The organism is Pantoea sp. X-Soil-ISGK-285 (assembly GCF_059730815.1).
In genome coordinates this window covers 2,165,153-2,190,522 of sequence record NZ_AP035938.1, presented here as the reverse complement: position 1 = coordinate 2,190,522, position 25,370 = coordinate 2,165,153, and the positions used below count along the sequence as shown (strand labels likewise).

Genomic DNA, 25,370 nt, shown 5'->3' with positions numbered 1-25,370 from the left:
GAAATGAGAACGGTAAAAAGTTATCCCGAAGCCTGGCCGTTGCATACGCCGTTTGTCATTGCCCGTGGAACCCGGACTGAAGTCAAAGTGGTGGTGGTTGAAATTGAGGAAGACGGAGTAAAAGGCGTTGGCGAAGCGACGCCTTATGCGCGCTATGGTGAAAGCGAGGCGTCGGTACTGGCGCAAATCGCCGCGCTGCTGCCCGCGCTGCAACAGGGCATGACGCGCGAGGCGTTACAACAGGCGCTGCCAGCCGGGGCGGCGCGCAACGCCATTGACAGCGCACTATGGGATCTCGCCTCACACCAGCAGCAGAGCAGCCTCTGGCAGCTTAGTGGCGTGACTGCACCGGAGGATGTGGTGACCGCGCAGACCGTCAGCATTGATACTCCCGAGGCGATGGCCAGCAGCGCGCTGGCGCAGTGGCAGCATGGGGCAACACTACTGAAGATTAAGCTGGATAATAATTTCATTACCGAACGGCTGATGGCGATTCGCGCCGCCGTGCCGGACGCGACCCTGATTGTGGATGCCAATGAATCCTGGCACGCCGAAGGTCTGGCGGCGCGCTGTCAGCTGCTGGCGGACATCAATGTGGCGATGCTGGAACAGCCCCTGCCAGCGGGTGAGGATGCGGCGCTGGAGAACTTTATCCATCCATTACCGATCTGCGCCGATGAGAGCTGTCACACCCGTGACAGCCTGGCGGCACTGCGAGGTCGTTATGAGATGGTCAACATTAAGCTGGATAAAGCGGGCGGGCTGACCGAGGCGCTGGCGCTGGCCAATGCGGCTCTGCAGCAGGGTTTTGCGGTAATGCTCGGCTGCATGCTCTGCACCTCGCGGGCGATACGCGCCGCACTGCCGCTGGTGCCGCAGACCCGCTTTGCCGATCTCGACGGGCCGACCTGGCTGGCGGTGGATGCAGAACCGGCGATTAAAGTGCGCAACGGTCAGTTGATCATTGCTGCCAGCGCAGCAGATTAACCATCATCTCCAGGTAGGTTTCAGTGGCTTCATCCACTGAAATCACCGGCATTTCAGCAGTGACGCAGGGCAGGCTGAGATCTTTACACCAGCTGCCGAATGAGCCTGGCGTGTCATAACCAACGCTGCTGACCCGCGGAAGGCCGGTGTGGCTGGCCAGCCAGCCACCAATCTCTGCCTGATGCGGGTCGTCAATACAGCCCAGCGGTTCATGCCATGAGACAATCCAGCGTGGTTTCAGCTGATGAATCAGCGCACAGAGCGCCTGGGTTTCCGGTTCAGAAGCCGGATGAGTGCCGGTCGAGAGCGCCACATCACGCTCATCGGTAGCGCTGTTCCAGCGATACACCGTCTCGCCTGACTGCCAGTTCGCCGCCGGAAAGTTGCGGTTGAGATCGACGCCGTTTGCGTTCGCGCGCAGTCCGAGCTGACAGCCATCAGGATTGACTGCTAACACCACGTGGTGCCGTCGCATTCCATCAGGCAGCGTCCGTAATGCGGCGGAGAGGGTGGCGATGGCCGCATTCTCATCACCGTGAGTGCCTGCCAGAATCAACCCGCTCTCGGGATCGCCCAGCGGCGCCGGAAACCAGAGCAGCGGCGCGCCCAGCACTGAGCGGCCATACTGCTGATAGGGGACGTCCAGTTTGCCGCGCAGGGGACGTGGATGGAGTGGCGACATAGTTATTTCCTCAAAGGGTTTTACTAAAAGTAGCGGAAAAGCCGTGCGCGGAAAATAGCTATTTATCTGTCAGCCATTTGCGCTAAAGTGCCCTGCACAAGTTGCATCGGCAACAGACTGATGCAGCGCTTCTTTGGGGTAAAGGAGTGATAATGGTCAAGACCTTTCGCATGACGCTGGCAGCAATCAGCCTGAGCAGCATCATCACACCCGCCATCGCGGCGAATCCACCCGCTGGCGCACAGCTGGCTGAACAGCAGCAGATCGTTCGCCATATTAAAGATGAACCCGCTTCGCTCGATCCGCTTAAAGCGGTAGGACTGCCTGAAATTCAGGTGATACGCGATCTGTTTGAAGGGCTGACCAATCAGGATGCGCAGGGCAAAATCGTGCCGGGCGTGGCGCAGAGCTGGAGCAGCAGTGATAACAAAACCTGGGTCTTTACGCTGCGTAATAACGCGCGCTGGTCGAACGGTGATCCGGTTACGGCTCAGGATTTTGTCTACAGCTGGCAGCGCCTGGTCGATCCGAAAAACAGTTCAGCCTTTGCCTGGTTCGCGGGCTTAAGCGGTATTCAAAATGCGGCAGCGATAACCAAAGGCGAAATGACGCCCGACAAGCTGGGTGTGGTCGCCCAGAGTAAAAACCAGCTTAAGGTGACGCTGGATCGTCCGGTGCCGTGGTTCCCGGCGCTGGTGGCTAACGTGGCGCTTTTCCCGGTGCCGCAGAAAATTATTGCGCAACAGGGTGACAGCTGGACGTCACCCGGCAAACTGGTGGGCAACGGGGCCTATCAGCTTAGCGAACGCGTAGTGAACGAAAAAATCGTACTGACACGTAATCCTCACTACTGGGATGATGCCCATTCGGTGCTGACGAAAGTGACTTTCGTGCCGATTAATGAAGAGTCGAGCGCCACTAAACGTTATCGATCCAACGATATTGATATCACCGAATCCTTCCCGAAAAACATGTATGCACTACTGAAGAAAACCCTGCCCGGAGAGGTCTACACACCTGACCAGTTAGGCACCTATTACTACGCGTTTAACACGCAGAAAGGGCCAACGGCCGATGTGCGGGTTCGCAAAGCGCTCTCCTGGTCTATCGACCGGAAAGTGATTGCTGAAAAAGTGCTGGGAACCGGTGAGAAACCGGCGTGGCACTTTACGCCAGATGTGACAGCAGGCTTTAAGCCACTGCCCACGTTCATGCAACAGCACGATCAGAACAGCCTGAATGCACAGGCCAAATCGCTGCTCGCTGCTGCCGGTTACGGTCCCGGCAAGCCGCTGAAACTCAAACTGCTCTACAACACCTCTGAGAGCCACCAGAAGATTGCGATTGCTGTGGCCTCGATGTGGAAAAAGAACCTCGGTGTGGATGTCACGCTGGAGAACCAGGAGTGGAAAACCTATATCGACAGCCGTAACAGCGGAAACTTCGATGTGATCCGCGCCTCGTGGGTCGGTGACTACAATGAACCCTCCACCTTCCTGAATCTGCTGACGTCGGGCAACAGCAGCAACATCGCGCGCTTTAACAACGCGGATTATGATGCGGTTATCGCCAAAGCCAGCCGGGAGACCAGCGATCAGGTACGTAACAGCGATTACAACCGTGCCGAGCAGATCCTGGCTGAGCAGGCTCCGATCGCCCCCATCTATCAGTACACCAATGGCCGCCTGATTAAACCCTGGGTCAAAGGCTATCCCATCACTAACCCTGAAGATGTCGCCTACAGTCGTGAACTGTGGATTGAAAAGCACTGAGTGCAGGTGGCCGGTCAACCGGCCACCGTCTGACATCTTTCTACACAGCCCGGAGATTGCAACTCAACACCGTCACGCTAGACTGTATCGTATTGATTTTAGTAGTGAGGCGACGGTGTGGACGTAATTGAAGGAAAAGCGTTACAGGTTTCAGATGCCATAATTTCCTGCCAGCTGGATGGCAAGGGCGGGATGATCCCGATTGCTGAAGATGAAGTCATCCAGTGTGAGCAGCCCTGCTGGCTCCATCTGAACTATACCCACCGTAAGAGCGCGGAATGGCTGCAGTCGACGACACAAATTCCTGATGCCGTGCGTGACGCCTTAGCGGGCGACAGTATGCGTCCACGCGTCAGCCGGCTGGGCGACGGCTTTATGATCGTGCTGCGCAGCGTCAACCACAACAGCGATGCGCGTCGCGACCAGCTGGTGGTGATGCGGGTGTTTATCAACGATAAGCTCATCGTCTCGACCCGGCGGCGTAAAGTTTCTGCCGTCGATGAAGTCCTCACGGATTTGCAGAATGGTAACGGCCCGATTGACTGCGGCAGCTGGCTGGTCGATATCTGTGATGCCCTGACCGATCACACCAGCGAGTTTATCGAAGATTTACATGACAAAATCATTGAGCTGGAAGATGCGCTGCTTGACCAGCGGATGCCGGCACGAGGCGAACTCGGCCTGCTGCGCAAACAGCTGATTGTGATGCGGCGGTATATGGCACCGCAGCGGGATGTCTATGCGCGGCTGGCCAGTGAAAAACTGGCCTGGATGGATGACACCGAACGCCGCCGGATGCAGGAAATCGCCGATCGGCTGGGACGCGGGCTGGATGATCTGGATGCGGGGGTGGCGCGTACCGCGATTCTGGCTGATGAGGTTGCTTCTGCGATGGCGGAGTCGATGAACCGCCGTACCTATACCATGTCACTGATGGCGATGATTTTTCTGCCAGCCACCTTCCTGACCGGCCTGTTTGGCGTCAACCTGGGCGGTATTCCGGGTGGCGAATGGCGATACGGTTTCTCTATCTTCTGTCTGCTGCTGGTGGCGCTGGCCGTGGGGGTAGCGGGGTACCTGCGCAAACGGCGCTGGCTCTAGCGTTATGCGTAGCGTATCGGTTATCTGCGCTGAAAATCCCGTAAAGGACGCAAAAGCTGATCGACATCAAGAACCCATTGTCGCTGCTGACGCAAACTCTCTCCCGCAGGTGAATGCAACGTCAAGCGATGGGCGTTGCGCTCCATATTGTCTTACTTCCTAATTTAGAATTAATGCATAGCACATTTAATTCGAAACATGCCGGCCCGTGTGCCGGCTTTTTTTTTGCCCGCCTGGCTGTAACGCCGTTCCTTACCTAAGCTTAAAATCCATTCGCAACAAAAGGAGTACGGCATGAGCGCGATTTTTAACAGCGAGCCTATCCCCACGGATCCGATCCCGATTCCTGAGCCTATTCCTCAGCCACAACCCCAGCCTGATCCGCCGACTGATCCGGAATTTCCGCCGATAATGGATCCACCACCGCACCGCAACATATAAAAAAAGGGCGTGCTGCCAGCAGCACGCCCTTAACCTTTTCAGCACTCATTTAATCTGAATCACATCCAGACGGGCGCTGGTATCCGGGGTATCCTCTTCATCAGCCCGCCAGCCAACAGGCTGTAGCGGCAGGGTTTCCCGGTCAAAAGCGAGATCTCCGCCATCAACCACCGCATCGCCGTGCTTAATGCCTTTAAAATCGAACAGGTTGATATCCGCCATATGTGACGGCACCACATTCTGCATCGCGCTGAACATGGTTTCGATACGGCCAGGATAGCGCTTATCCCAGTCTCGCAGCATATCAGCCACCACCTGACGCTGCAGGTTCGGCTGAGAACCGCAGAGGTTACACGGAATAATCGGGAACTGACGCGCTTCTGAGAAGCGGATGATATCTTTCTCGCGGCAGTAAGCCAGCGGACGGATCACAATCTGCTTGCCATCGTCGCTCATCAGCTTTGGCGGCATGCCTTTCATTTTTCCGCCGTAAAACATGTTCAGGAACAGCGTCTGCAGAATGTCATCGCGATGGTGGCCCAGCGCAATTTTAGTACAGCCCAGCTCAGTCGCGACGCGATAGAGAATGCCACGGCGCAGGCGCGAGCAGAGTGAGCAGGTGGTTTTGCCTTCCGGGATCTTATCTTTGACGATGGAGTAGGTATCTTCTTCGATAATCCGATACTCAACGCCCTGCGACTCAAGATATTCCGGCAGGATATGCTCAGGGAAGCCCGGCTGTTTCTGGTCGAGATTAACGGCAATCAGACTGAAGTTGACCGGCGCGCTTTTTTGCAGACTGCGCAAAATTTCCAGCATGGTGTAGCTGTCTTTGCCGCCCGACAGGCAGACCATGATGCGGTCGCCTTCTTCAATCATATTAAAATCTGCAATGGCTTCGCCAACGTTACGACGCAGACGTTTTTGCAGTTTATTAAGGTTGTACTGTTCTTTCTTGTCAACCGTTTGATTTTCTTGCATTTTTACCTATCTCAAAATCCAGAAAGCGTAGCTAAAGGGCAAATTGCCGTGCGCGTTCAGCCAGACACTTCACTGCGGTGTCACGAATATGCAGCGTATGGTACGGATTGTTGCCGCGAATGCCAGTACTGGAGTGAAGTAATCAGCGGATAGCCGCCCGGGGAATCCGGCAGAGACTACTCGTTAAGGGAGCAGCGACATAAATCGATGCGGCGGTACTCAGTGAAAAAAGAGGGCAGGCCTTAACAGGTCATTACCCAAAAATTGCGGGCTGAGACAACACGAACAGAGTTCAACTATGCGATGTCAGCTGGCTGGGACATCTTTCCACTGGCAATCGATTTCATCATTGTGCGCAGAACAGGATGGCAATGATGCCTGGTAAGCATCAGCCCGCGCATTCTCTTTTTTTGCCGCACAACCCGCAGTCATAAAAATGATTGAGATAATTAACAGATATTTCATCAGAGCGACCAGTTAATAAAAAAAAGAGCATGCACCGCTATTAATCAATCATGCATAAACGGCGTTCTTTTTATGCTTATCTGATTTGAGAATTTCCTTCGAATTGTTGCTATAAATTCGCAGGGAGTTAAATATCCTGATGCACTGTTAATTTCATTAACGCCTGAATCTGAAAAACGCTGCTGTTGAATATGCGTTGACACTGCCGGGTTATAATTGGGAATACGTAAGATGCACAGGCATCAGTGTTTTTTGTATCCTATTAAATCTGAATCGATTTTACTGGCAGATATCGCCACGTCCAAAGCTGTTGCTTTTCAAAGCAGACGGGTGAAATTAAAGCCATTAAAGTGAATGTGAAAGTTAAAAAGGGCGGCTTTAATTTTTACACTCATAACTGTTTTTCCTGAGATACTTGCTGTGACTTCATCGTTCCGCACATCATGGTAATGCGGGCAGCGTAACAAATCGTTAAATTGCTGGCTATATATGTGAATAAGGACGGAGCAAACTTTAAATTCGATGAGACATCCGGTAAACACTCACGATATAAAAAATTATGGTGTCCGATTTATATTGACGCTGATACTCTTTTTACTCTGCTATGTTGCAGTCATGTATTGCGGCGTTTTGTTGCTGGTAAACCGACACGGATTGCTGCATTTCCTGCTGCACTGAATTTATTATTGCTAGCCACAGGCTTTAAAAATCCAGCGATAAGCATGATGTAAAAAATGTCTGAGCATTTCCAGCAAACTTTCAGCGCCTTCCCCCACCAGACACTGTCCGGTCTCAAGCGCATTATTTACGGAATTACGATGATCCAGGATCATCATGATGGCCATAGCGCCCGCAATCAGCGTAAAGATAAGCATGCTTAGTACCGGCCAGCTACTTTTACGTACAGAAGCGGACAGGGTTTCGTCACGATGGTCAGAGTTCTGGCGCATTTTTCACCGGATAAATGGTTACCTTAATAAACAATCACGGATTATGACATTAATTCCCGGCGGGCTCTATATCTCAGGTCAGGCTGCATGATTATGATAATAGATGAATCTGATGCAAAGGGCAGAAGGCAGTGCGTACCGATAACTCCCTTCTGCAACGTCCTGGCGCTGACCGGCCTGTGTTCAGCAGGAATGATCTTTATGGAAAGGAATTTACATCATCTCCAGCGACTGAACTCCTTTGATCTCCATGACCTTATCGTAGAGGTGAGCATCGTTTGACTTGCGGGACAGCGTCACCTGAACACTGAGCTCACACAGACCACTCTCCTCATCCCGATTAATCACCGTCACATTGCCATAGCGAATGCCTTCCCGCTGCATGACCAGCAGCACCAGTGGCACACTTTTGGGCTTAAGAAAAACCAGCAGCGTATGATGTTTACCGATGAGAAAATGGCTCAGGCGGCGGAAGACTTCCAGCACCACCAGTGCCAGCACTGTGCCATAAATGCCTATCTCATACATGCCGCTACCAATCACCAGACCAATCGCCGCAGTCACCCATAATCCCGCCGCCGTGGTTAAGCCTTTCACCACCTGCTTCTGAATCATAATGGTGCCTGCGCCAAGGAAACCCATGCCGCTGACTACCTGGGCAGCAATACGGCTGGGATCCAGTGCCACATGGTCACTATTGAGCATATCGGCGAAGCCATATTTCGATACCAGCATAAACATCGCACTGCCGATACCGACCAGAATATGGGTACGCAGTCCCGCTTCTTTGGCCCGCATCTGGCGCTCCATGCCGATCAGGCCGCCGAGAATACCGGCCAGCGCTATGCGAATTAACATATCCATTAACATGGCTTTACTCCGAATTAATAAGGGCCGAAAAAGGGTGACAGTTCAGCGATAACAGGTAAACAAGATAATTCTGCTTGCAAATGACGCCGGAGAATTTTGTAAAAAGCTGTTTCACCTCTCGACCCGTTGTGCTGCCTGACATATGCTGAGCCAGCCTTTTCCCCCACTTCCCGGAGTCCGACTGATGAAAGCAGCCACTTTTTTGCTGGCCGGTGCCGCATTATTACTCTCTGCCTGCAGCAGCAACAGTGATGATAACGAGCCACCGCAACAAGCCACCGCCGCCCACATCCAGCCACGGGTGGTGATGTCTTCCCTGGCAGAAAGCACCTGTTCGAATGCGGGCGGAACGCTGGCATTTTCGCATCAGCTGGATGGCTCAAGAGTGGGGATGTGTCAGTTAGTCAATGGACGTCGGTGTGATGAGCAGGCGTTAATTGGCGGGAATTGCGCGCGCTGATGATCAGGCCGGATTGCTCCGGCCCGCACAGTCAGGCAGAGAGTCGGTTCGGGCAGTTTTCACCCCGGTCGAGCTGGCTGAGATTATTCAGTGTCGTTTCAGAAATGGCGGTCAGCGCTTCGGCGGTTAAAAACGCCTGATGGCCGGTGAACAACACGTTATGGCACGCCGACAGACGGCGGAACACATCGTCCTGAATCACATCATTCGACTTATCTTCAAAGAACAGATCACGTTCATTCTCATAAACATCCATGCCGAGCGCGCCGATTTTCTGCTGTTTCAGCGCGTCAATCGCCGCCTGTGAATCAATCAGACCACCCCGACTGGTGTTGATAACCATCACCCCATCACGCATCTGTTTAAACGCATCGGCGTTGAGCAGATGATGATTCTCCGGCGTCAGCGGACAGTGCAGGGTAATGACGTGGGATTCAGCAAACAGCGTCTTCAGATCAACATATTCCGCGCCCAGTTCCAGCGCCTGCTCACTCGGGTAGGGATCATACGCCAGCAGCCGCATACCAAAACCTTTCAGAATCCGCATCGTCGCGATCCCGATTTTACCGGTACCGATAACACCCGCGGTTTTGTTATGCATGTTAAAACCGGTCAGGCCGTCGAGCGAAAAGTTTGCGTCACGGGTACGCTGATAAGCGCGATGAATACGGCGATTCAGGGTCATCATCAGGCCGATAGTATGTTCAGCGACCGCTTCCGGTGAGTAGGCCGGCACGCGCACCACTTCCAGACCCAGCTCTTTTGCAGCAGCCAGATCAACATTATTGAAACCGGCGCAGCGCAACGCGATGTATTTCACACCCAGCCCGGTCAGCTCTTCCAGCACCGGGCGGCTGCCGTCATCGTTTACAAAGATACAGACAGCATCGCAACCCACAGCGGTTTTGGCGGTGCTTTCAGAGAGTAAAAAGTCAAAAAACACCAGTTCAAAGCCGAACTGCTGATTGACCTGCTCAAGGTATTTCTGATCGTAATGTTTGGTGCTGTAAACCGCGATTTTCATCGTTGTGCTCCTGCAGAGGTGATAGAGCAAGGATAACGTTTTCTGACTGACTTTGCTGAAACAGCTGACTTGTGTCCGGCGCAGACCTTCACCTCTGGCAGATTACATGCCATCATCGTTGTCAGGATACTGTAGGGAAAAGGATTATGGCTTTTATGCCACGGATGTTCCGGCGACGGCTGGCCGCCATTCTGGCGCTGATTCTGCTGCTGCTCGGCCTGATCTTGACTGTCACGCAATGGCTGCCGCGGCTGGTCGGCATCTGGCTACCTGAAGATACCCGCATTGAGCTGTCGGGCGCACCGCGCTGGCGGGAGGGTGGCCTGTGGTTGCCACAACTTCGTTATCTCGCAGGGGATTGCTCCCTGGCAACGGTAAAGGGAGTGTCACTGGGCTGGCATCAGTCGCGCTGGAAACTGAATGCGTCAGAGCTGACGCTGGATAGCACCTGCCTGCAAAAATTACCGGCCAGTGATGGCAGCAAGGCAGCCCCCAAAACGCTGGCCGAATGGCAGGCAATGCTGCCTGGCGCCGACGTTCATCTGGGCAAATTAATTGTTACGCCGTGGCAGACGTATGCGGGCGCGCTGGATCTGACGCTGGAAAAAGATCGTCAGCAACTCAGTTATCAGGGCGATAATCTGCAGCTGGCGGCAACGCTGACCGGTCAGCAGCTCGCTATCAGTCGCCTGACGCTCACCCATCCTGCACTTCCTGAACCCGTCACGCTGAGTGGTCATCTGGCGTTACCCACCTTTGCCACTGATCTGCCGGTGAACGGCGAGGTGACCGGACAGCTGGCGCTGGACGCGCTGCCGCATCCCCTGAAGCTGACGCTTAACTGGCAGCAGCAGCAGGGCGAGCTACGCGTGGCAATGGCCGAAGTGACCAGGCCGCTTCTCAGACTGCCGTGGCAGATCAGCCGCGATCAGATTCGGATTGAAAAGGGCGAATACTTCTGGCCGCTGGAGGCTCAGCCGCTATCAGGGTTTGTTAACCTGACGCTGGATAACTGGCAGTCTGGCCTTGAAAGTAGCCAGATTAGCGGTCGCGTTAACCTGCTGACCCAGGGACGCGGCGGCAAGGGCAACGTGGTGCTCGGCGTCGGTCCCGGCAACCTCAGCCTGACCAACAGCAACCTGCCGTTTCAGCTAACGGGCGAAAGCAAGCTGGCCGACCTGCAACTTTACGGCTCCATTCCGGGCGTGCTCAGCGGCTCGATCCTCGATCCTCAACTGGTGCTGCAACCTAAATCGCTGCTGCGCCTGCGGGGCCGGTTGCTGTCAACGCTGGAAGTGGACGAAGCGCGCTGGCCGCTGGCGGGCGTACGACTCTCCTCGCAGGGTATTGATGGACGCCTGCAGGCCATTCTGAATGCGCACGATGCCAGTTTTGGCCGCTTCCGGTTGCATCTCGATGGCCGCGCCAATGATTTCTGGCCCGATAAGGGCGAATGGAACTGGCGCTACTGGGGAGGTGGCGAGATGCTGCCGCTGCAGGCGCGCTGGGATGTTAAAGGCACGGGCGGCTGGCACGACACCCTGATCCATCTGGATACCTTGTCCACCGGTTTTAATCAGCTGGCGTATGGCAGTGTCAACGTTGCAAAACCGCGTCTGACACTGACTAAACCGGTAAACTGGCAGCGCGATGCGGCGCATCCGGCGTTCAATGGGCATTTCCGCCTGCAGGCAGGAGAGACCCGCTTCAGCTATGGCGGACATCTGGCAGACTCCACGCTCGACTTTGAGGCTGAAGGTCGTGATCCCGGCTATTTTATCTGGCGAGGCAGTTTACAGGCGGGCAAGGTTGGCCCGCTGCGGGTTAACGGCCGCTGGGATGGCGAACGGCTGCGCGGCCAGGCCTGGTGGCCGGCACAGTCGCTGACGGTGTTTCAGCCGTTGCTCAGCCCCGACATGAAAATGCAGATCCAGGGCGGCCGTTTGCAGGCACAGGTCGCTTTTTCCGCCGCAAGTGAACAGGGTTTCCAGGCGGGAGGCCACTGGACGGTAAAACAGGGCAGCATCTGGACGCCTGACAGCCAGGTTAACGGTATCGACTTCTCGCTGCCGTTCAGATTCCATGAGCAGCAATGGCAATTTGGTCAGCATGGCCCGGTATCACTGCGCATTGCCGAGGTTAAGAACCAGTTTGCGATGCAGAATATTCGCGCTGACCTGCAGGGTAACTGGCCGTGGTCCGAACAGGCGCCGCTGACGTTGCAGGATGTCAGCCTTGATCTGCTGGGCGGACAAATTACGCTGCCCGCTTTGCGCATGCCGCAGCATGAGCCAGCCCGGGTGTCGCTGCGCAATATCAGCCTCAGCGAGCTGGTGACGGCGCTGAAACCTAAACAGTTTGCCATGTCGGGCAAGGTCAACGGTGAGCTGCCGCTGTGGCTCAATAATCCACACTGGCTGGTGGAGAAAGGGTGGATTGCCAACAGCGGTCCGCTGACCTTCCGGCTGGATAAAGATATGGCGGATGCGATTACCCGCAATAACGTGGCGACGGGCGCCGCGCTGGACTGGTTACGCTATATGGAAGTCTCCCGCAGCTGGGCCACGATCAATCTGGATAATCTTGGCGACCTCACCATGGAGGCGCAGGTGCAGGGCGTCAGCCAGTTCAGTAACCGTCGTCAGACGGTTAATCTCAACTATCATCATCAGGAAAACCTGTTTCAGCTCTGGCGCAGCCTGCGCTTTGGCGATAATTTGCAATCCTGGTTAGAGCAACATGCGAATTTGCCATCCAACAAGGACACTTCACCATGAGCCTGAGGGCACTACTGGTTCTGGCGGCCGGACTGCTGAGCATCGGCTGCGTGCCGCGCATTGAAGTCACGGCACCTAAAGATCCCATCACCATCAACATGAACGTGAAAATCGAACATGAGATCCACATCAAAGTCGATAAAGACGTGGAAGCGCTATTGAAAAACCAGAGCGGTCTGTTCTGAGGAGAGCAACGATGAAACGCATAAGCGCGGTGCTGTTCCTCGCCCTGACGATGGCGCAGCCTGCCTGGGCACTGACGCTGGATCAGGCGCGGCAATCGGGGCGGGCAGGTGAAACGCTCTCCGGCTATCTGGCGGCACGTGCGCAGGATAGTGAAACGCTGGCACTGGTGCAGCGTATTAATGCCGGACGTCAGCAGGAGTATCAGCGACTGGCAGAACAGAATAATCTCTCCACGGCCGATGTCGCCAGTATTGCCGGACAGAAGCTGGTGAGCCGTGCGGCAGCGGGGGAATATGTGCGCGGCATTAACGGTCAGTGGCTGAGAAAAGCGGCAGAAAGCAGTCAGTAACCGGCGAAAAAAAACCGGGCGCATGGCCCGGTCTTTTAAAGCGTCATCCTGAGATGAGTGAGACTTATGCCGTCACGATCTGCTTGATAGCGTCTTTCGCTTCAGCGGTCGCTTTGCTGGCCACTTCCGGACCGTAAGCGATGCCTTCAGCAAACACGAACTCAACGTCAGTGATGCCGATGAAGCCCAGGAACAGCTTGACGTAAGGGGTCAGCAGGTCAGTAGGGGTATCTTTATGAATGCCGCCACGGCTGGAGATAACGACTGCCGTTTTGCCTTTAACCAGACCTTCCGGGCCTGCTTCGGTGTAGCGGAACGTCACGCCAGCACGGGCAATCAGGTCGAAATAGTTTTTCAGTTGCGTCGGGATGTTGAAGTTGTACATTGGCGCGGCAATCACCACTTCATCATGAGCCTGCAGTTCTGCAATCAGTTCATCAGACAGGTCCAGAGCCTCCTGCTGACGAGGTGACAGCGGGGTATCAGAGGGACGCATTGCACCCACTAACTCGCCATCCAGTACCGGGATCGGGTTAGCCGCCAGGTCACGTACGGTAACCTCTTTACCCTGGGCCTTTGCCTGTTCGATGTAGAAGTCAGCGAGCTGGCTTGATTGTGAGTAGCCTGCAAGAATGCTTGATTTCAGAACTAAAACTTTGCTCATGGTGGTTTCCTGTCTGTTACGCGGAAGACTTTCCGCTCAATGGTTTACACTCTACGGTTATCGATGGCGCGGTGAAAGCGCAATATTTCGAGACCCATGTTCGAATTTATTGAATGAGCGTAACCAGGGCCAGCCGCCGGAACAGTTCAGAATGTGCTATGATGCGCGCAATTATTTTTATTGAATCAGCTGGTTATCCCGGCTTGCAGGGCGCTGCTTCAGGCAGCGACACCGTCTGAGTAAGGTACGTCACTATTATGTCATCTCCCGATACTTCCCCACTGGCAGCGCTCTGGTCACGCCTCGAGGGTGTAATGCTGCGCGATCGCCAGCGGTTACAGCGCCGTTTACAGGGTGCCAGAAAAGCTAAAAATCCCGAGGCACAGCAGGGCATTGCCAGCGAGCTTGAGCAGGACTTTATCGCTGCCGAGCAGCGCGTGGCCCAGCGCCGTGCGGCCACGCCAGCCATTACCTTCCCGGACAATCTGCCGGTCAGTCAGAAGCAGCAGGATATTGCTGAGGCGATTCGCGATCACCAGGTAGTGATTGTCGCCGGTGAAACCGGCTCGGGTAAAACCACGCAGCTGCCGAAAATCTGTCTGGCGCTGGGACGTGGTGTGACGGGTCTGATTGGTCATACGCAGCCGCGCCGTCTGGCCGCACGTACCGTGGCGAATCGCATTGCCGATGAGCTCAGCACTTCGCTGGGCGGCTGCGTGGGCTATAAAGTACGGTTTAACGACCAGGTCAGTGACCTGACGCAGATTAAACTGATGACCGACGGAATTCTGCTGGCGGAGATCCAGCAGGATCGTCTGCTGATGCAATATGACACCATCATTATTGATGAAGCGCACGAACGCAGCCTGAATATCGATTTCCTGCTCGGTTATCTGCGTGAGCTGCTGCCGCGTCGCCCCGATCTGAAAGTGATTATCACTTCCGCCACCATCGATCCACAGCGTTTCTCGCGTCATTTCAATAATGCGCCGGTGATTGAAGTCTCAGGCCGGACCTATCCGGTTGAAGTGCGCTATCGGCCGGTGATCGAAGAGGCGGATGATGGCGATCGTGACCAGCTGCAGGCGATTTTTGATGCCGTAGATGAGCTGGGCCGGGAAAGTCGGGGCGATATCCTGATCTTCATGAGTGGTGAGCGTGAAATACGTGATACCGCCGACGCGCTGAACAAACGCGATCTGCCACACACCGAAGTGCTGCCGCTCTATGCACGGCTGTCGAACGCTGAACAGAACCGGGTGTTTCAGTCGCACAGTGGCCGTCGTATCGTGCTGGCGACCAACGTCGCGGAAACCTCGCTGACGGTGCCTGGGATTAAATATGTGATCGATCCCGGTACGGCGCGTATCAGTCGTTACAGTTTCCGTACCAAAGTGCAGCGCCTGCCGATTGAACCGATATCACAGGCGTCTGCCAACCAGCGTAAAGGGCGTTGCGGCCGTGTTTCAGACGGTATCTGTATCCGTCTCTACGCAGAAGATGACTTCCTGAGTCGTCCGGCCTTTACCGATCCTGAAATCCTGCGCACCAACCTGGCGTCAGTCATCCTGCAGATGACCTCGCTGGGCCTCGGCGATATCGCCGCCTTCCCGTTTGTGGAAGCGCCCGATAAGCGCAATATCCAGGATGGCGTCCGCCTGCTGGAAGAGCTGGGCGCGCTGACCCTGAACGAAGAGACCGGTCACTATAAGCTTACCGGTTCCGGGCGTCAGCTGGCGCAGCTGCCGGTGGATCCCCGCTTGGCGCGGATGGTGCTGGAAGCGCAGAAATTTGGCTGCGTGCGCGAAGTGATGATTATCACCGCAGGCCTGTCGATTCAGGACCCGCGTGAGCGTCCGGCAGATAAAAAGCAGGCGTCCGATGAGAAGCACCGGCGCTTTGCCGACAAAGACTCCGACTTCCTCGCCTATGTGAATCTCTGGAACTACCTGGCAGAGCAGCAGAAAGCGCTGTCCGGTAATGTTTTCCGCCGCCAGTGCAAAAGCGATTTCCTTAACTATCTGCGCGTGCGGGAATGGCAGGATATCTACACCCAGCTGCGGCAGGTGGTGCGTGAACTGGGCATTCCGGTTAACAGTGAACCGGCTGAGCTGCAGCCTGTCCACTGCGCGCTGTTAAGTGGTCTGCTGTCGCATATCGGGCAGAAAGACACCGATAAGCAGGAGTATACCGGCGCGCGCAATACCCGCTTCGCGATCTTCCCTGGCTCCGGGCTGTTTAAAAAGCCGCCGAAGTGGACCATGGTGGCGGAACTGGTCGAGACCAGCCGCCTGTGGGGCCGCACGGCGGGCCGTATTGAACCGGAGTGGATTGAGCCGCTGGCACAGCATCTGATCAAGCGCAGCTACAGTGAACCGCACTGGGAGAAATCGCAGGGCGCGGTGATGGCCACCGAAAAAGTCACGCTCTATGGCCTGCCGATTGTCGCCGCCCGTAAAGTTAACTATGGCAGCATCGATCCCACCCTGAGCCGTGAACTGTTTATTCGTCACGCGCTGGTGGAGGGCGACTGGCAGACCCGGCACGCCTTCTTCCGCGCAAACCAGAAGCTGCGCAGCGAAGTGGAAGATCTGGAACACAAATCCCGTCGTCGCGACATTCTGGTCGATGACGAAACACTGTTTGCTTTTTATGACCAGCGCATTGGCAAAGAGGTGGTCTCAGCGAAGCATTTCGACAGCTGGTGGAAACAGGCCAGTCGCGAAAACGCAGAACTGCTGAATTTCGACAAACAGATGCTGATCAAAGAGGGTGCGGATAAAGTCAGTCAGCTCGACTACCCCAACTTCTGGCATCAGGGCAACCTCAAACTTAAGCTGAGTTATCAGTTTGAGCCTGGCGCAGATGCGGATGGCGTGACGGTACATATTCCGCTGCCGCTGCTGAACCAGGTAGAGGATAGCGGTTTTGAGTGGCAGATCCCCGGTGTACGCCGTGAACTGATCATCGCACTGATTAAGTCGCTGCCTAAGCCGCTGCGCCGTAACCTGGTGCCTGCGCCCAACTATGCCGAGGCGTTCTTGGGAAGGGTGAAAGCGATGGAGATGCCGCTGCCTGATGCGCTGGCGCGGGAATTTCGCCGCATGACCGGCGTCACGCTGGAGCGGGAAAGCTGGCAGTGGGAACAGGTGCCCGATCATCTGAAAATGACGTTCCGGGTAGTCGACGAGCACAACCGTAAACTGCTGGAAGGCAAAGATCTCACTGCGCTTAAGGCACAGCTGAAAGACAAAGTGCAGGAAACGCTGTCGAAAGTGGCGGATGACGGGCTGGAGCAGAGCGGGCTGCATATCTGGAGTTTTGGCGATCTGCCACGCAGTTATGAACAGAAACGCGGCAGCTACCAGGTTAAAGCCTGGCCTGCGCTGGTGGACGAGAAAGAGAGCGTCGCCATTCGCCTGTTTGACAGCGAGCAGGAGCAGCAAAAAATGATGTGGCGCGGTCAGCGTCGCCTGCTGCTGCTGAATGTGCCGTCACCGGTTAAGTATCTGCACGAGAAGTTGCCGAACAAAGCCAAGCTCGGACTCTACTTTAACCCTTATGGCAAAGTGCTGGAGCTGATTGACGACTGCATCGCCTGTGGCATCGACAAGCTGATGGGGGAAGCGGGCGGTCCGGCCTGGGATCAAACCTCGTTTGAGCAGTTGCGTGACAAAGTGCGCGGCGAACTCAATGAAACCGTGGTGACCATCGCGAAGCAGGTCGAGCAGATCCTGACGGCAGTCTTCAACATCAATAAGCGTCTGAAGGGTCGGGTCGATATGACCATGGCGCTGGCGTTATCTGACATCAAAGCGCAGTTAAGTGGCCTGGTTTATCGCGGCTTTGTCACAGGCAACGGCTGGCAGCGACTGGCCGATACGCTGCGTTATCTGCATGGGATTGAGCGCCGACTGGAAAAACTGCCTGCCGATCCGCACAGCGATCGTGCGCGGATGTTAAAAGTGCAGGCAGTGGAGCAGGCTTATCAGGCGTGGCGCAACAAGTTGCCGCCGCAGCGTCAGGATGATGAAGAGGTGCAGAGCATCCGCTGGATGATCGAAGAGCTGCGAATCAGCTATTTTGCTCAGCAGCTGGGTACGCCTTATCCCATCTCAGATAAGCGTATTCTGCAGATGATGGAGCAGATAGCGGGTTAAACGCCGGGATGCGCGCCGTAACAGGCGCGCATCCGATGATGGGGAGTGAGAGTGCGGACTACTGCGCGAGGGATTCCAGCTTATCTTTAAACGAGGTGACCGAAATCGCACGGTTATCAGCCAGGTAGCGATCTTTCGCAGCCGGTGCTGAGCTTTGTACCGCGATTAACTGCCAGCCTTTATCGCTGTTGAGCAGCAGTGGCGAACCACTGTCACCTGGCAGGGTGTCACACTGATGCGACAGCACGGCGCGCTGCGCCCAGCCGGTAATCAGGCAATCGCTGTGGGAGTAAAGCGTGTCCAGATGATCAGCCGGATAGCCCGCCTGCGTCACTTTGCGTCCGGTCAGCTTCAGCGCCGCAGTGAGATCGCTGCGTGAGCCATCGAACAGCGGAATAGGCGTAATCGCTGAGGGCGGATTGCGTAAAATCACGATGCCGTAATCATAGGGGGCTGCACTGCTCGGCACGATCCAGCCTTCACCATCCGCTTTTAACTTTGACGCCAGCGAGGGTTCAACCCGCGCATCAATATCATGAAGCTCGTAGCGCCAGCCTTTATCGCTGGCCATAAATCGCAGCGCAACCGGCTTATCGAAATTACCCGGCGGGGCAAGGAGGCAGTGTCCGGCGGTCAGCGCCAGATGCGGAGAGATGAGTGTGGCAGTACAGAGGTTGCCGCTTTCGGTTTCCAACTGACCAATGGCATCCCAGGGGGCAGCGGTAATATCGGTGATTGCCTGGCGATGATCCTTACCGAAAAACAGCATCTTAATTTCAGCAGGAGTAGGCGAGTCATCGTCATCATCGGCATGAACCGTGGTGGCAAAGCTGAAGAGTCCAACCATTAACAGGGTAGCCAGGCGCATAGAAATCTCAATGGCGAGAAAAAATTAACGTTATTGTTATTACGTAAGTACGGTAACTATAGTCGGTGAGCGTTGAAAAAGGGAGTTTTATTGGTTAATCAGTACGCTACAGCGGTTAAACAAAAAAGCTTGCTGCAACAATGCCACACAGGATCATCACCAGCAGAATAATTTCGAAGCGATAGCGACGCACCATATCATCCACTCCAGTAAAGAAACACCCGGCAGAACCGGGTGTTTTTAATCATCATCTCGTGGCCGTGCGCTGAAGGCGACCTTAGTTTTTAGCTGCTGGTTTCACAACTTTTTTGTGGTGAACTTTTTTAGCAGCCTGAGCTTTCTGTGCAGCTGGTTTAGCTACTTTTTTGTGGTGAACTTTTTTAGCAGCCTGGGCTTTCTGAGCGGCTGGCTGAGTGGCTTTTTTGTGGTGAACTTTTTTAGCGGCCTGGGCTTTCTGAGCAGCTGGTTTAGTGGCTTTTTTGTGGTGAACTTTTTTAGCGGCCTGGGCTTTCTGTGCAGCAGGTTTAGCTACTTTTTTGTGGTGAACTTTTTTAGCAGCCTGCGCTTTCTGCGCGGCATCTTTTTTCACAGCTTTTTTGTGGTGTTTCTTAGCAGCCTGCGCTTTCTGAGCCGCTTTATGGTGTTTCTTGTGCGCAGTTTTGTGAACGGTTTTAGCCGGTGCTGCAGCGGTAGTAGTGGTTGTTGCGGCTGGCGCAGCAGCTGGAGCAGCTGTGGTGTCAGCAGCGAAAGCAACAGAAGACATACCCATAGCAGCGGCGACAACCAGTGCAAATAATTTTTTCATTGCAAATCCCTCGAAGACTATTTTTTCATGTGTAGCCCACTGCGGGGCCGGTGAAGAGACTATAGGGATATCAATGAACGGTGTCCGTGGGTGTTTGGTATCGGCGTGTAACCGATTGTACAAAGGCGGGAAAGGGCGGTCAGCAGACCGCCCGAGAGCTTAGCTATTCAGGTAACGTTGTTCAAGGTGCTGGCGGAAGAAAGCCGGATTCAGCGCTTCGCCGGTGGCGTTGATCAGTAGCTGGTCGGTGGAGAAACGGCTGCCGTGCTGCCAGATGTTCTGTTGCAGCCAGTCGAATACCGGCTGCAGCTCACCGTGCTGAATCAGCTCGCTGAGCTGAGGAATCGCAAGATGTACCGAGCGGAATAGCTGTGCGGCGTACATCGCGCCCAGCGTATAGGTCGGGAAGTAGCCAAAGGCGCCGTCGGTCCAGTGGATATCCTGCATACAGCCATCGCGGTAGTTACCCCGGGTATCCAGACCCAGCGACTGCATCATTTTCTCATCCCACAGCGCCGGAATATCCTCAACCTCAATCTCACCTTCAATCAGGGCCTGCTCGATTTCATAACGCAGAATGACATGCGCCGGATAGCTGAGCTCATCGGCGTCAACCCGGATCAGGCCAGGCTTGACCTGCTGGGTCAGGCGTACAAAATTATCCGCCTGCAGGGCAGGCTGGTCGCCAAAGGTGGCGATGACCTGCGGCAGAATGTGCTGCAGGAATTCGCGGCTGCGACCAAGCTGCATCTCCATAAACAGGCTTTGTGATTCGTGGATAGCGGTGGAGCGCGCCAGCGCCACCGGCTGCCCGCGCCACTGCTGCGGCAGATTTTGCTCATAGCGGGCGTGGCCGGTTTCGTGGATCACGCCCATCAGGGCGCTGAGAAACTCATTCTCGTTGTAACGGGTGGTAATGCGCACATCTTCCGGCACGCCACCGCAGAAGGGATGCGCACTGATATCCAGCCGGCCATGGTTAAAGTCGAAACCCAGCGTTTCCATGATGCTCAGGCCGAGCTGACGCTGAGCAGGCAGGGCGAACGGTCCCTGCGGCGTGACAACAGTCTGTTGCGCCTGTTTTTCCACGACCTGCTGTAACAGATCGGGCAGCCAGGTTTTCAGTTCGCCAAAGGTTTCATCCAGCCGGGCGCGGGTCATCCCCGGTTCATAAAGATCCAGCAGCGCATCGTAACGCGAGCAGCCAGTGGCGTCGGCGCGGCGCTGGGCCTCTTCGCGGCTCAGACGCACCACCTCTTTGAGATTGGCGGCGAAGCCCTGCCAGTCGTTGGCGGGACGCTGAGTGCGCCATGCATGTTCACATACCGAACCGGCGATTGATTTGGCTTCAACAAAATCATCAGGCAGCAGGGTGGCCTGCTGGTAAGCGCGCTGCATCTCGTTGAGATTGGCCCGCTCAACATCGTTGAGTGACTGCTGCTCTGCGGCCCTGAGCCACTCACCAACCTGAGGGGCAGTGAGGATCTGGTGCTGCAACACGCTCATTTCGGCCAGCGCTTCACCACGCGCCTGACTGCCGCCCGGCGGCATGGTGGTTTGCATGTCACATCCGGCGATGGCCGTGACGTGGCTGAAACGGGAAAGGCGCTGGAACGTCTTGGTAAGTTGTTGATACGCTGAGGTCACGTAAGACTCCTTGTGGTTTTTAACGCAGCGGAATTTCCCGCAAGGTTAGATCAACCGGCCAGCAAAAGCGAACGCTGGCGCCGCCCAGCGGACTGGATTCAATAGTCACATTGCCGCTCAGCGCCTGGGCAATAGAGTGCACAATCGCAAGTCCCAGTCCGCAGCCGCCTGTAGCGCGATCGCGGCTGGGGTCCAGCCGGACAAAGGGTTCGAAAACCCGCTCACGCTCTTCAGGCGGAATGCCGGGACCGTCATCTTCCACCTGCAGACATCCTATCGGACCGTCGAACCACAAACTGACGCGCAGCCGCTGTTGCGCATAACGCAGTGCATTGTTGACCAGGTTATCCAGTACCCGCTCCATCAGGCGGGTATCAGAAATGCCGATGTTTTCACGCTGCGGCAGCTCAAGGTCGAGCCGCACGTCGGGATTGATAGTGCGGAAATCGTCAAGCCGTTCGCGCAGCCAGTTGGCCAAATCCAGTGTTTTCAGATTGAGATCGACGCGCGGCCGATCAAGACGCGCATAGGTCAGCAGCTCCTCAATCAGGCTTTCGAGCTGGCCGATATCGCGATTCAGCGCCACCCGTTCGCCATCCGTGAGGTTGTCGCTCATCTCCAGCCGGTAACGCAGGCGCACCAGCGGAGTGCGTAACTCATGCGCAATACCGTCAATCAACTGCTTCTTACTGGCGACCAGCGTATTGATATTCTCAGCCATCTGGTTAAAGGCGATGCCGAGCCGGAACAGGCTGGAGGTGCTGTCGAAATGGGTGCGCACGTCCAGCTCGCCACGGCCAAAGCGCTGAGCCGCTTTTTCCAGTCGCTGCATCTCCTGCCAGTGGGGGCGCAGCCAGATAAACACCGGCAGCGCCAGTGACATCCCTATAAAGATCAGCAGGGCAATATCCAGCAGTCGCATCTGATGCAGATAGAAGAGATAGGGAATCGGCCCGACTGACAACACGTAGTGGCTGCGCGGAATGTGCTGCAAAAAGGTGTATTGATCGTCGAGCGCCACGATCTCTCCGGCGCGCAACCGACGCATGTTGCCTTCATCAAGCTGATATTTATTCATCGGCTCGATGTGCAGGTCGAACGACAGGCCGAGATCGAGACTCTTGATGGTTTTATTCCAGTCACGCGGCGGGATCTCGCGCAGTTCGCTGCGGATCAGGTAGAGCGAACTGGCCATCAGGTCATTCATTGACTGGCGGCCCGCACGTTCAGCGGTGAACTTGTAGACCAGCCCCACCAGCAGCGCCATCACCAGAAAGCAGACAAACAGCAGCAGATAAAACTGAATAAAAAGCTTTCTCATAGTCCGCGGGTATCCCAGGCCTGGGGCGCAAACAGATAGCCTTTGTTACGAATGGTTTTAATGCGGAACGGCTCGGTGGCGCTGTCGTGCAGCTTTTTGCGCAACCGGGAGATGGCCACGTCGATGCTGCGGTCAAGGCCGTCATAGCTGACCCCGCGCAACGTTTTCAGCAGCGCATCACGGTTAAGCGTCTGGCCTGCATGGCTGGCGAGTACCCACAGCAGATCGAAATCTGCGGTGGAAAGGGCAATCTGCTCGTCAAACAGCGTGACCTGGCGGTTCAGCGCATCGATGGTCAGCGAGCCAAAACGCAGCATACGGTTGGCGGCGGGTGCGCTGGGCGCATCGTCCGGCTGTCCCTGCTGCGACTGACGCAGATGAAGGCGCAGGCGGGCCAGCAGTACCGCCGGCGGCGTGGTTTTCAGAATGTAATCCTGCGCACCCATCTCCAGGGCCAGAATATGGTTCATGTCGCTGTCCAGTGAGGTGAGCAGCACGATCGGCCCCTGCCAGTTGGCCCGCAGGTCACGGCAGATAGTCATGCCATCTTTGCCTGGCAACATGATATCCAGCATCACCAGATCGGGCTGCTGTTCGGCAATGACCGCTTCAGCACGGTCGCCGCGCATCTCGACAATCACCTCAATATCATGACGACCCAGATAGGCCGCAATCAGTGAGCCCACTTCGGGTTCATCTTCTACATAAACAATTTTGTTCATAGTTCACAAAGCAGAGACAGGGATGGACGGAAGCATATCTTTTCCTGGTCCTGAGCTCTACGTTACCGCACGAAATATCCGTGGCTTGCTGGTATATAACCGGCAAAATGTGCAATCATTAGCGCGGCCTTTTTGCGCCAGGTTTGGGATATTGATGATTATCATGAGGAGCGTTAGTGTGTCTGATAAAGAGCTGGCATCAGCCATATACCCCGACCGCATCTGCTTCAATTACAGTGACTTTCTCTCCGCTTCCTGCAAAAAGCGCTGGAGCTTCGTCGATGCTATTTATGGTGTGATGCCGATATTTGGCATGGTGACACGTAAATCGGCACACCGCTTACAGGGCAGTGACGACCCGTTAAAAGAATTAGCATTACAAATCATTTCTACTCAGGTCAGCGACGAAATTAATATCGCACGCCTGATTACCCTTGCGGAACAACAGCAGATTAGTCGCTTCGATATTCAGCTTCCTTATCCGCTTTCGGCGGAGCAGCTGGACGCGATCCATCATGAATATTCCAGGCCGCTGAATCTGACACAGCAGGATGACCTGCTGTGTGTCTCAATACCTGTGCAGTCGCACTGATAGCCTCTCCCATCAGGCTATCTGATTTCTCAGTCTGAACCTGGGCAGTGCTCACCATCCTCACGTACTATCTGTACGCCTGGTTGCTTCGCGCTGGCCGGGTTCGCACTGCCTGCAACCATTACGCCTGCCGGGCCAGGCGCTAAGTCGTCAGCTGCCACACGGCGGGCAGCGTCGCGGCAATCAGCAACCCCATTGCAATCCGCTCCAGCGAAGTCAGCGCAAACTCTGCGCGGCCACCGCGTCGTGCAAACAGAAACAGCAGCAGGCCCGGTGTATAAAGCACCACTGACATCATCAGGTGCAATGGCCCCGAGGCGTAAAGCAGCCAGATGCCATAGAGGCTGGCACCGATACCGGTCGCCATCGCCAGCGGCTTATGCTGTCCGCGGACCACTTTGATCAGATATAACCCCACCAGCAGATAGGGCACCAGAATCATCTCAGAGGCGATGGTCAGCAGGTTGTTGTAGTTCGCACCAGTCAGGGCAATCAGGATCAGGCAGAGCTGAATACTGCCGTTGGTCAGCCACAGTGAGGCGGCTGGCGCGTTATGGCGGTTTTGCCGGGCGATACTGCGTGGAAATGCACCCTGTTGCGCGGCAATCAGCGGCACTTCAGCGGCCATAATCGTCCAGCTCAGATAGGCACCGCACACCGAGATAACCAGACCCACCGCAATCACCGCATCGCCCCAGTTGCCCATCAGTCGTGTCATCAACCCCGCCATGGAAGGGTTACGCATCTCAGCCAGTTCAGCGCGTGGAACCACGCCAAGCGACAGCAGTGTCACCAGCAGATAGACCAGCAACGCTGCCAGCACGGCGAATAATGTAGCCCGGCCCACATCCTTTTTCTGGCGCGCGCGTGCAGAGACCACCACCGCCCCCTCGACGCCGATAAAGACCCACAGGGTAATCAGCATGGTCTGCTTGACCTGCTCCCAAAGCGGTTGTCCCAGCGTGACGCCGGAAAAGTCAAAGCGGAAACGATCATAGTTGAATGCCATCACCGCCAGCACAATAAACAGCAGCAGCGGCACCAGCTTGCCGAGCGTCGCCATCAGATTAATGCTGGCAGCGGTCTGCACGCCGCGCAGCACCAGCCAGTGAACCAGCCACAGCAGCACGGATGCACCCAGCATCGCCTGCCAGGTGTTGCCATCGCCAAAGATAATCCGGTCCGGCGTATCGGTGAAGAAGCTCAGGGCAGAGAAGACAATCACCAGATAGGAGACGTTGGCGATCACGGCGCACAGCCAGTAGCCCCAGGCGGAGCAGAAGCCCATCAGCTCGCCGAAACCGGCACGGGCATAGGTAAAGATGCCACCATCCAGCTCGGGTTTAAGGCGGGTCAGCAGCAGCATCGCCAGCGACAGAAAGATGATGCCGACGCCGGTAATCAGCCAGCCCAGCAGCAGCGCCGCCGGACCAGCCACTGCAGCCATATTTTGCGGCAGACTAAACACGCCTGCGCCCAGCATTGAGCTTAGCACCAGCGCCGTCAGCGCACCGAGACCTAATTTTTTCTCCAAAACAACCTTCCC

The 25,370-nt window shown here is 55.6% G+C and carries 22 protein-coding genes and 1 pseudogene; 10 read left to right on the top strand and 13 right to left on the bottom strand.

Going from position 1 to position 25,370, the window contains the following annotated elements; all coding sequences use genetic code 11:
- Positions 1-3 precede the first annotated feature (3 nt).
- A complete protein-coding gene (gene ycjG / locus AC6I8B_RS10455; RefSeq protein WP_497817429.1) occupies positions 4-987 on the top strand; it encodes an L-Ala-D/L-Glu epimerase in 984 nt (327 codons plus the stop codon).
- Here ycjG and mpaA read toward each other — a convergent pair.
- Positions 962-1,669 (bottom strand): murein tripeptide amidase MpaA, encoded by a 708-nt coding sequence (gene mpaA, locus AC6I8B_RS10450; RefSeq protein ID WP_010244624.1) that lies wholly within the window; start codon positions 1,667-1,669, stop codon positions 962-964. The two genes, ycjG and mpaA, sit on opposite strands and share 26 nt — an antisense overlap.
- Positions 1,670-1,821: 152 nt before the next feature.
- On the opposite strand from mpaA, the gene AC6I8B_RS10445 reads away from it, so the two are divergent.
- From AC6I8B_RS10445 to ynaL, 3 genes and pseudogenes are all read left to right on the top strand, one after another.
- Positions 1,822-3,441, top strand: a complete 1,620-nt coding sequence (locus AC6I8B_RS10445; RefSeq protein ID WP_010670219.1) for a peptide ABC transporter substrate-binding protein — start codon at positions 1,822-1,824, stop codon at positions 3,439-3,441.
- Positions 3,442-3,558: 117 nt separating this feature from the next.
- Complete coding sequence (zntB, locus tag AC6I8B_RS10440; protein WP_010244630.1) at positions 3,559-4,542, top strand: zinc transporter ZntB; 984 nt, start codon at positions 3,559-3,561, stop codon at positions 4,540-4,542.
- 294 nt (positions 4,543-4,836) lie between these two features.
- Positions 4,837-4,941, top strand: a pseudogene (gene ynaL / locus AC6I8B_RS10435) (proline-rich small protein YnaL); the annotation flags it as partial.
- Between the two features lie 87 nt (positions 4,942-5,028).
- Here ynaL and ttcA read toward each other — a convergent pair.
- The 3 genes from ttcA to AC6I8B_RS10420 form a co-directional block, all read right to left on the bottom strand.
- The gene (gene ttcA / locus AC6I8B_RS10430; RefSeq protein ID WP_157352240.1) at positions 5,029-5,964 is read right to left on the bottom strand and encodes a tRNA 2-thiocytidine(32) synthetase TtcA; all 936 of its coding nucleotides are present in this window, start codon (positions 5,962-5,964) and stop codon (positions 5,029-5,031) included.
- Positions 5,965-7,118: 1,154 nt separating this feature from the next.
- Positions 7,119-7,379: a hypothetical protein gene (locus AC6I8B_RS10425; protein ID WP_022625602.1), complete on the bottom strand. Its 261-nt coding sequence runs from the start codon at positions 7,377-7,379 to the stop codon at positions 7,119-7,121.
- A gap of 213 nt (positions 7,380-7,592) precedes the next feature.
- Complete coding sequence (locus tag AC6I8B_RS10420) at positions 7,593-8,249, bottom strand: MgtC/SapB family protein (RefSeq protein ID WP_010244641.1); 657 nt, start codon at positions 8,247-8,249, stop codon at positions 7,593-7,595.
- A 184-nt stretch (positions 8,250-8,433) separates the two neighbouring features.
- Here AC6I8B_RS10420 and AC6I8B_RS10415 point away from each other — a divergent pair, with 184 nt between their 5' ends.
- On the top strand, positions 8,434-8,709 hold the full coding sequence (locus AC6I8B_RS10415; RefSeq protein WP_003853763.1) for a putative hemolysin: 276 nt from the start codon (positions 8,434-8,436) through the stop codon (positions 8,707-8,709).
- 31 nt (positions 8,710-8,740) lie between these two features.
- Here the strand turns inward: AC6I8B_RS10415 and AC6I8B_RS10410 are convergent, their stop codons facing one another.
- Entirely contained in the window at positions 8,741-9,733 is a 993-nt protein-coding gene (locus AC6I8B_RS10410; protein WP_157352235.1) for a 2-hydroxyacid dehydrogenase, read from the bottom strand.
- A 146-nt stretch (positions 9,734-9,879) separates the two neighbouring features.
- On the opposite strand from AC6I8B_RS10410, the gene AC6I8B_RS10405 reads away from it, so the two are divergent.
- The 3 genes from AC6I8B_RS10405 to AC6I8B_RS10395 are packed head-to-tail and all read left to right on the top strand — an operon-like array spanning position 9,880 to position 13,045.
- Complete coding sequence (locus tag AC6I8B_RS10405) at positions 9,880-12,510, top strand: YdbH family protein (protein WP_157352232.1); 2,631 nt, start codon at positions 9,880-9,882, stop codon at positions 12,508-12,510.
- Positions 12,507-12,695, top strand: coding sequence for a YnbE family lipoprotein (locus AC6I8B_RS10400; protein WP_009090058.1), 189 nt, complete (start codon positions 12,507-12,509; stop codon positions 12,693-12,695). The genes AC6I8B_RS10405 and AC6I8B_RS10400 overlap by 4 nt, the downstream gene beginning before the upstream one ends.
- Before the next feature lie 11 nt (positions 12,696-12,706).
- Positions 12,707-13,045, top strand: coding sequence for a YdbL family probable chaperone protein (locus AC6I8B_RS10395; protein WP_033779117.1), 339 nt, complete (start codon positions 12,707-12,709; stop codon positions 13,043-13,045).
- 64 nt (positions 13,046-13,109) lie between these two features.
- Here the strand turns inward: AC6I8B_RS10395 and azoR are convergent, their stop codons facing one another.
- Positions 13,110-13,709 carry an FMN-dependent NADH-azoreductase gene (gene azoR, locus AC6I8B_RS10390; RefSeq protein WP_010244651.1) on the bottom strand — a complete coding sequence of 200 codons (600 nt, stop codon included), beginning with the start codon at positions 13,707-13,709 and terminating at the stop codon, positions 13,110-13,112.
- A gap of 257 nt (positions 13,710-13,966) precedes the next feature.
- Between azoR and hrpA the strand changes: the two genes are divergently transcribed.
- Complete coding sequence (hrpA, locus tag AC6I8B_RS10385; RefSeq protein ID WP_157352229.1) at positions 13,967-17,869, top strand: ATP-dependent RNA helicase HrpA; 3,903 nt, start codon at positions 13,967-13,969, stop codon at positions 17,867-17,869.
- A 58-nt stretch (positions 17,870-17,927) separates the two neighbouring features.
- Here the strand turns inward: hrpA and AC6I8B_RS10380 are convergent, their stop codons facing one another.
- From AC6I8B_RS10380 to rstA, 6 genes are all read right to left on the bottom strand, one after another.
- Positions 17,928-18,737 (bottom strand): trypsin-like serine peptidase, encoded by an 810-nt coding sequence (locus tag AC6I8B_RS10380; RefSeq protein WP_010670211.1) that lies wholly within the window; start codon positions 18,735-18,737, stop codon positions 17,928-17,930.
- Positions 18,738-18,852: 115 nt separating this feature from the next.
- Complete coding sequence (gene ydgU, locus AC6I8B_RS10375) at positions 18,853-18,933, bottom strand: small membrane protein YdgU (RefSeq protein ID WP_010244657.1); 81 nt, start codon at positions 18,931-18,933, stop codon at positions 18,853-18,855.
- Positions 18,934-19,014: 81 nt separating this feature from the next.
- The gene (gene asr / locus AC6I8B_RS10370) at positions 19,015-19,542 is read right to left on the bottom strand and encodes an acid resistance repetitive basic protein Asr (RefSeq protein WP_064704288.1); all 528 of its coding nucleotides are present in this window, start codon (positions 19,540-19,542) and stop codon (positions 19,015-19,017) included.
- A 159-nt stretch (positions 19,543-19,701) separates the two neighbouring features.
- Entirely contained in the window at positions 19,702-21,189 is a 1,488-nt protein-coding gene (locus AC6I8B_RS10365) for a carboxypeptidase M32 (protein ID WP_332837840.1), read from the bottom strand.
- A gap of 19 nt (positions 21,190-21,208) precedes the next feature.
- Positions 21,209-22,510 carry a two-component system sensor histidine kinase RstB gene (gene rstB / locus AC6I8B_RS10360; protein WP_010244663.1) on the bottom strand — a complete coding sequence of 434 codons (1,302 nt, stop codon included), beginning with the start codon at positions 22,508-22,510 and terminating at the stop codon, positions 21,209-21,211.
- Positions 22,507-23,232 carry a two-component system response regulator RstA gene (rstA, locus tag AC6I8B_RS10355; protein WP_010244666.1) on the bottom strand — a complete coding sequence of 242 codons (726 nt, stop codon included), beginning with the start codon at positions 23,230-23,232 and terminating at the stop codon, positions 22,507-22,509. Before rstA ends, rstB begins: the two co-directional genes overlap by 4 nt.
- Before the next feature lie 178 nt (positions 23,233-23,410).
- On the opposite strand from rstA, the gene AC6I8B_RS10350 reads away from it, so the two are divergent.
- On the top strand, positions 23,411-23,824 hold the full coding sequence (locus tag AC6I8B_RS10350; RefSeq protein ID WP_010244668.1) for a hypothetical protein: 414 nt from the start codon (positions 23,411-23,413) through the stop codon (positions 23,822-23,824).
- Between the two features lie 142 nt (positions 23,825-23,966).
- On the opposite strand, the gene AC6I8B_RS10345 is transcribed toward AC6I8B_RS10350, so the two are convergent.
- Positions 23,967-25,358: a basic amino acid/polyamine antiporter gene (locus AC6I8B_RS10345; protein WP_064704291.1), complete on the bottom strand. Its 1,392-nt coding sequence runs from the start codon at positions 25,356-25,358 to the stop codon at positions 23,967-23,969.
- Positions 25,359-25,370: the final 12 nt, after the last annotated feature.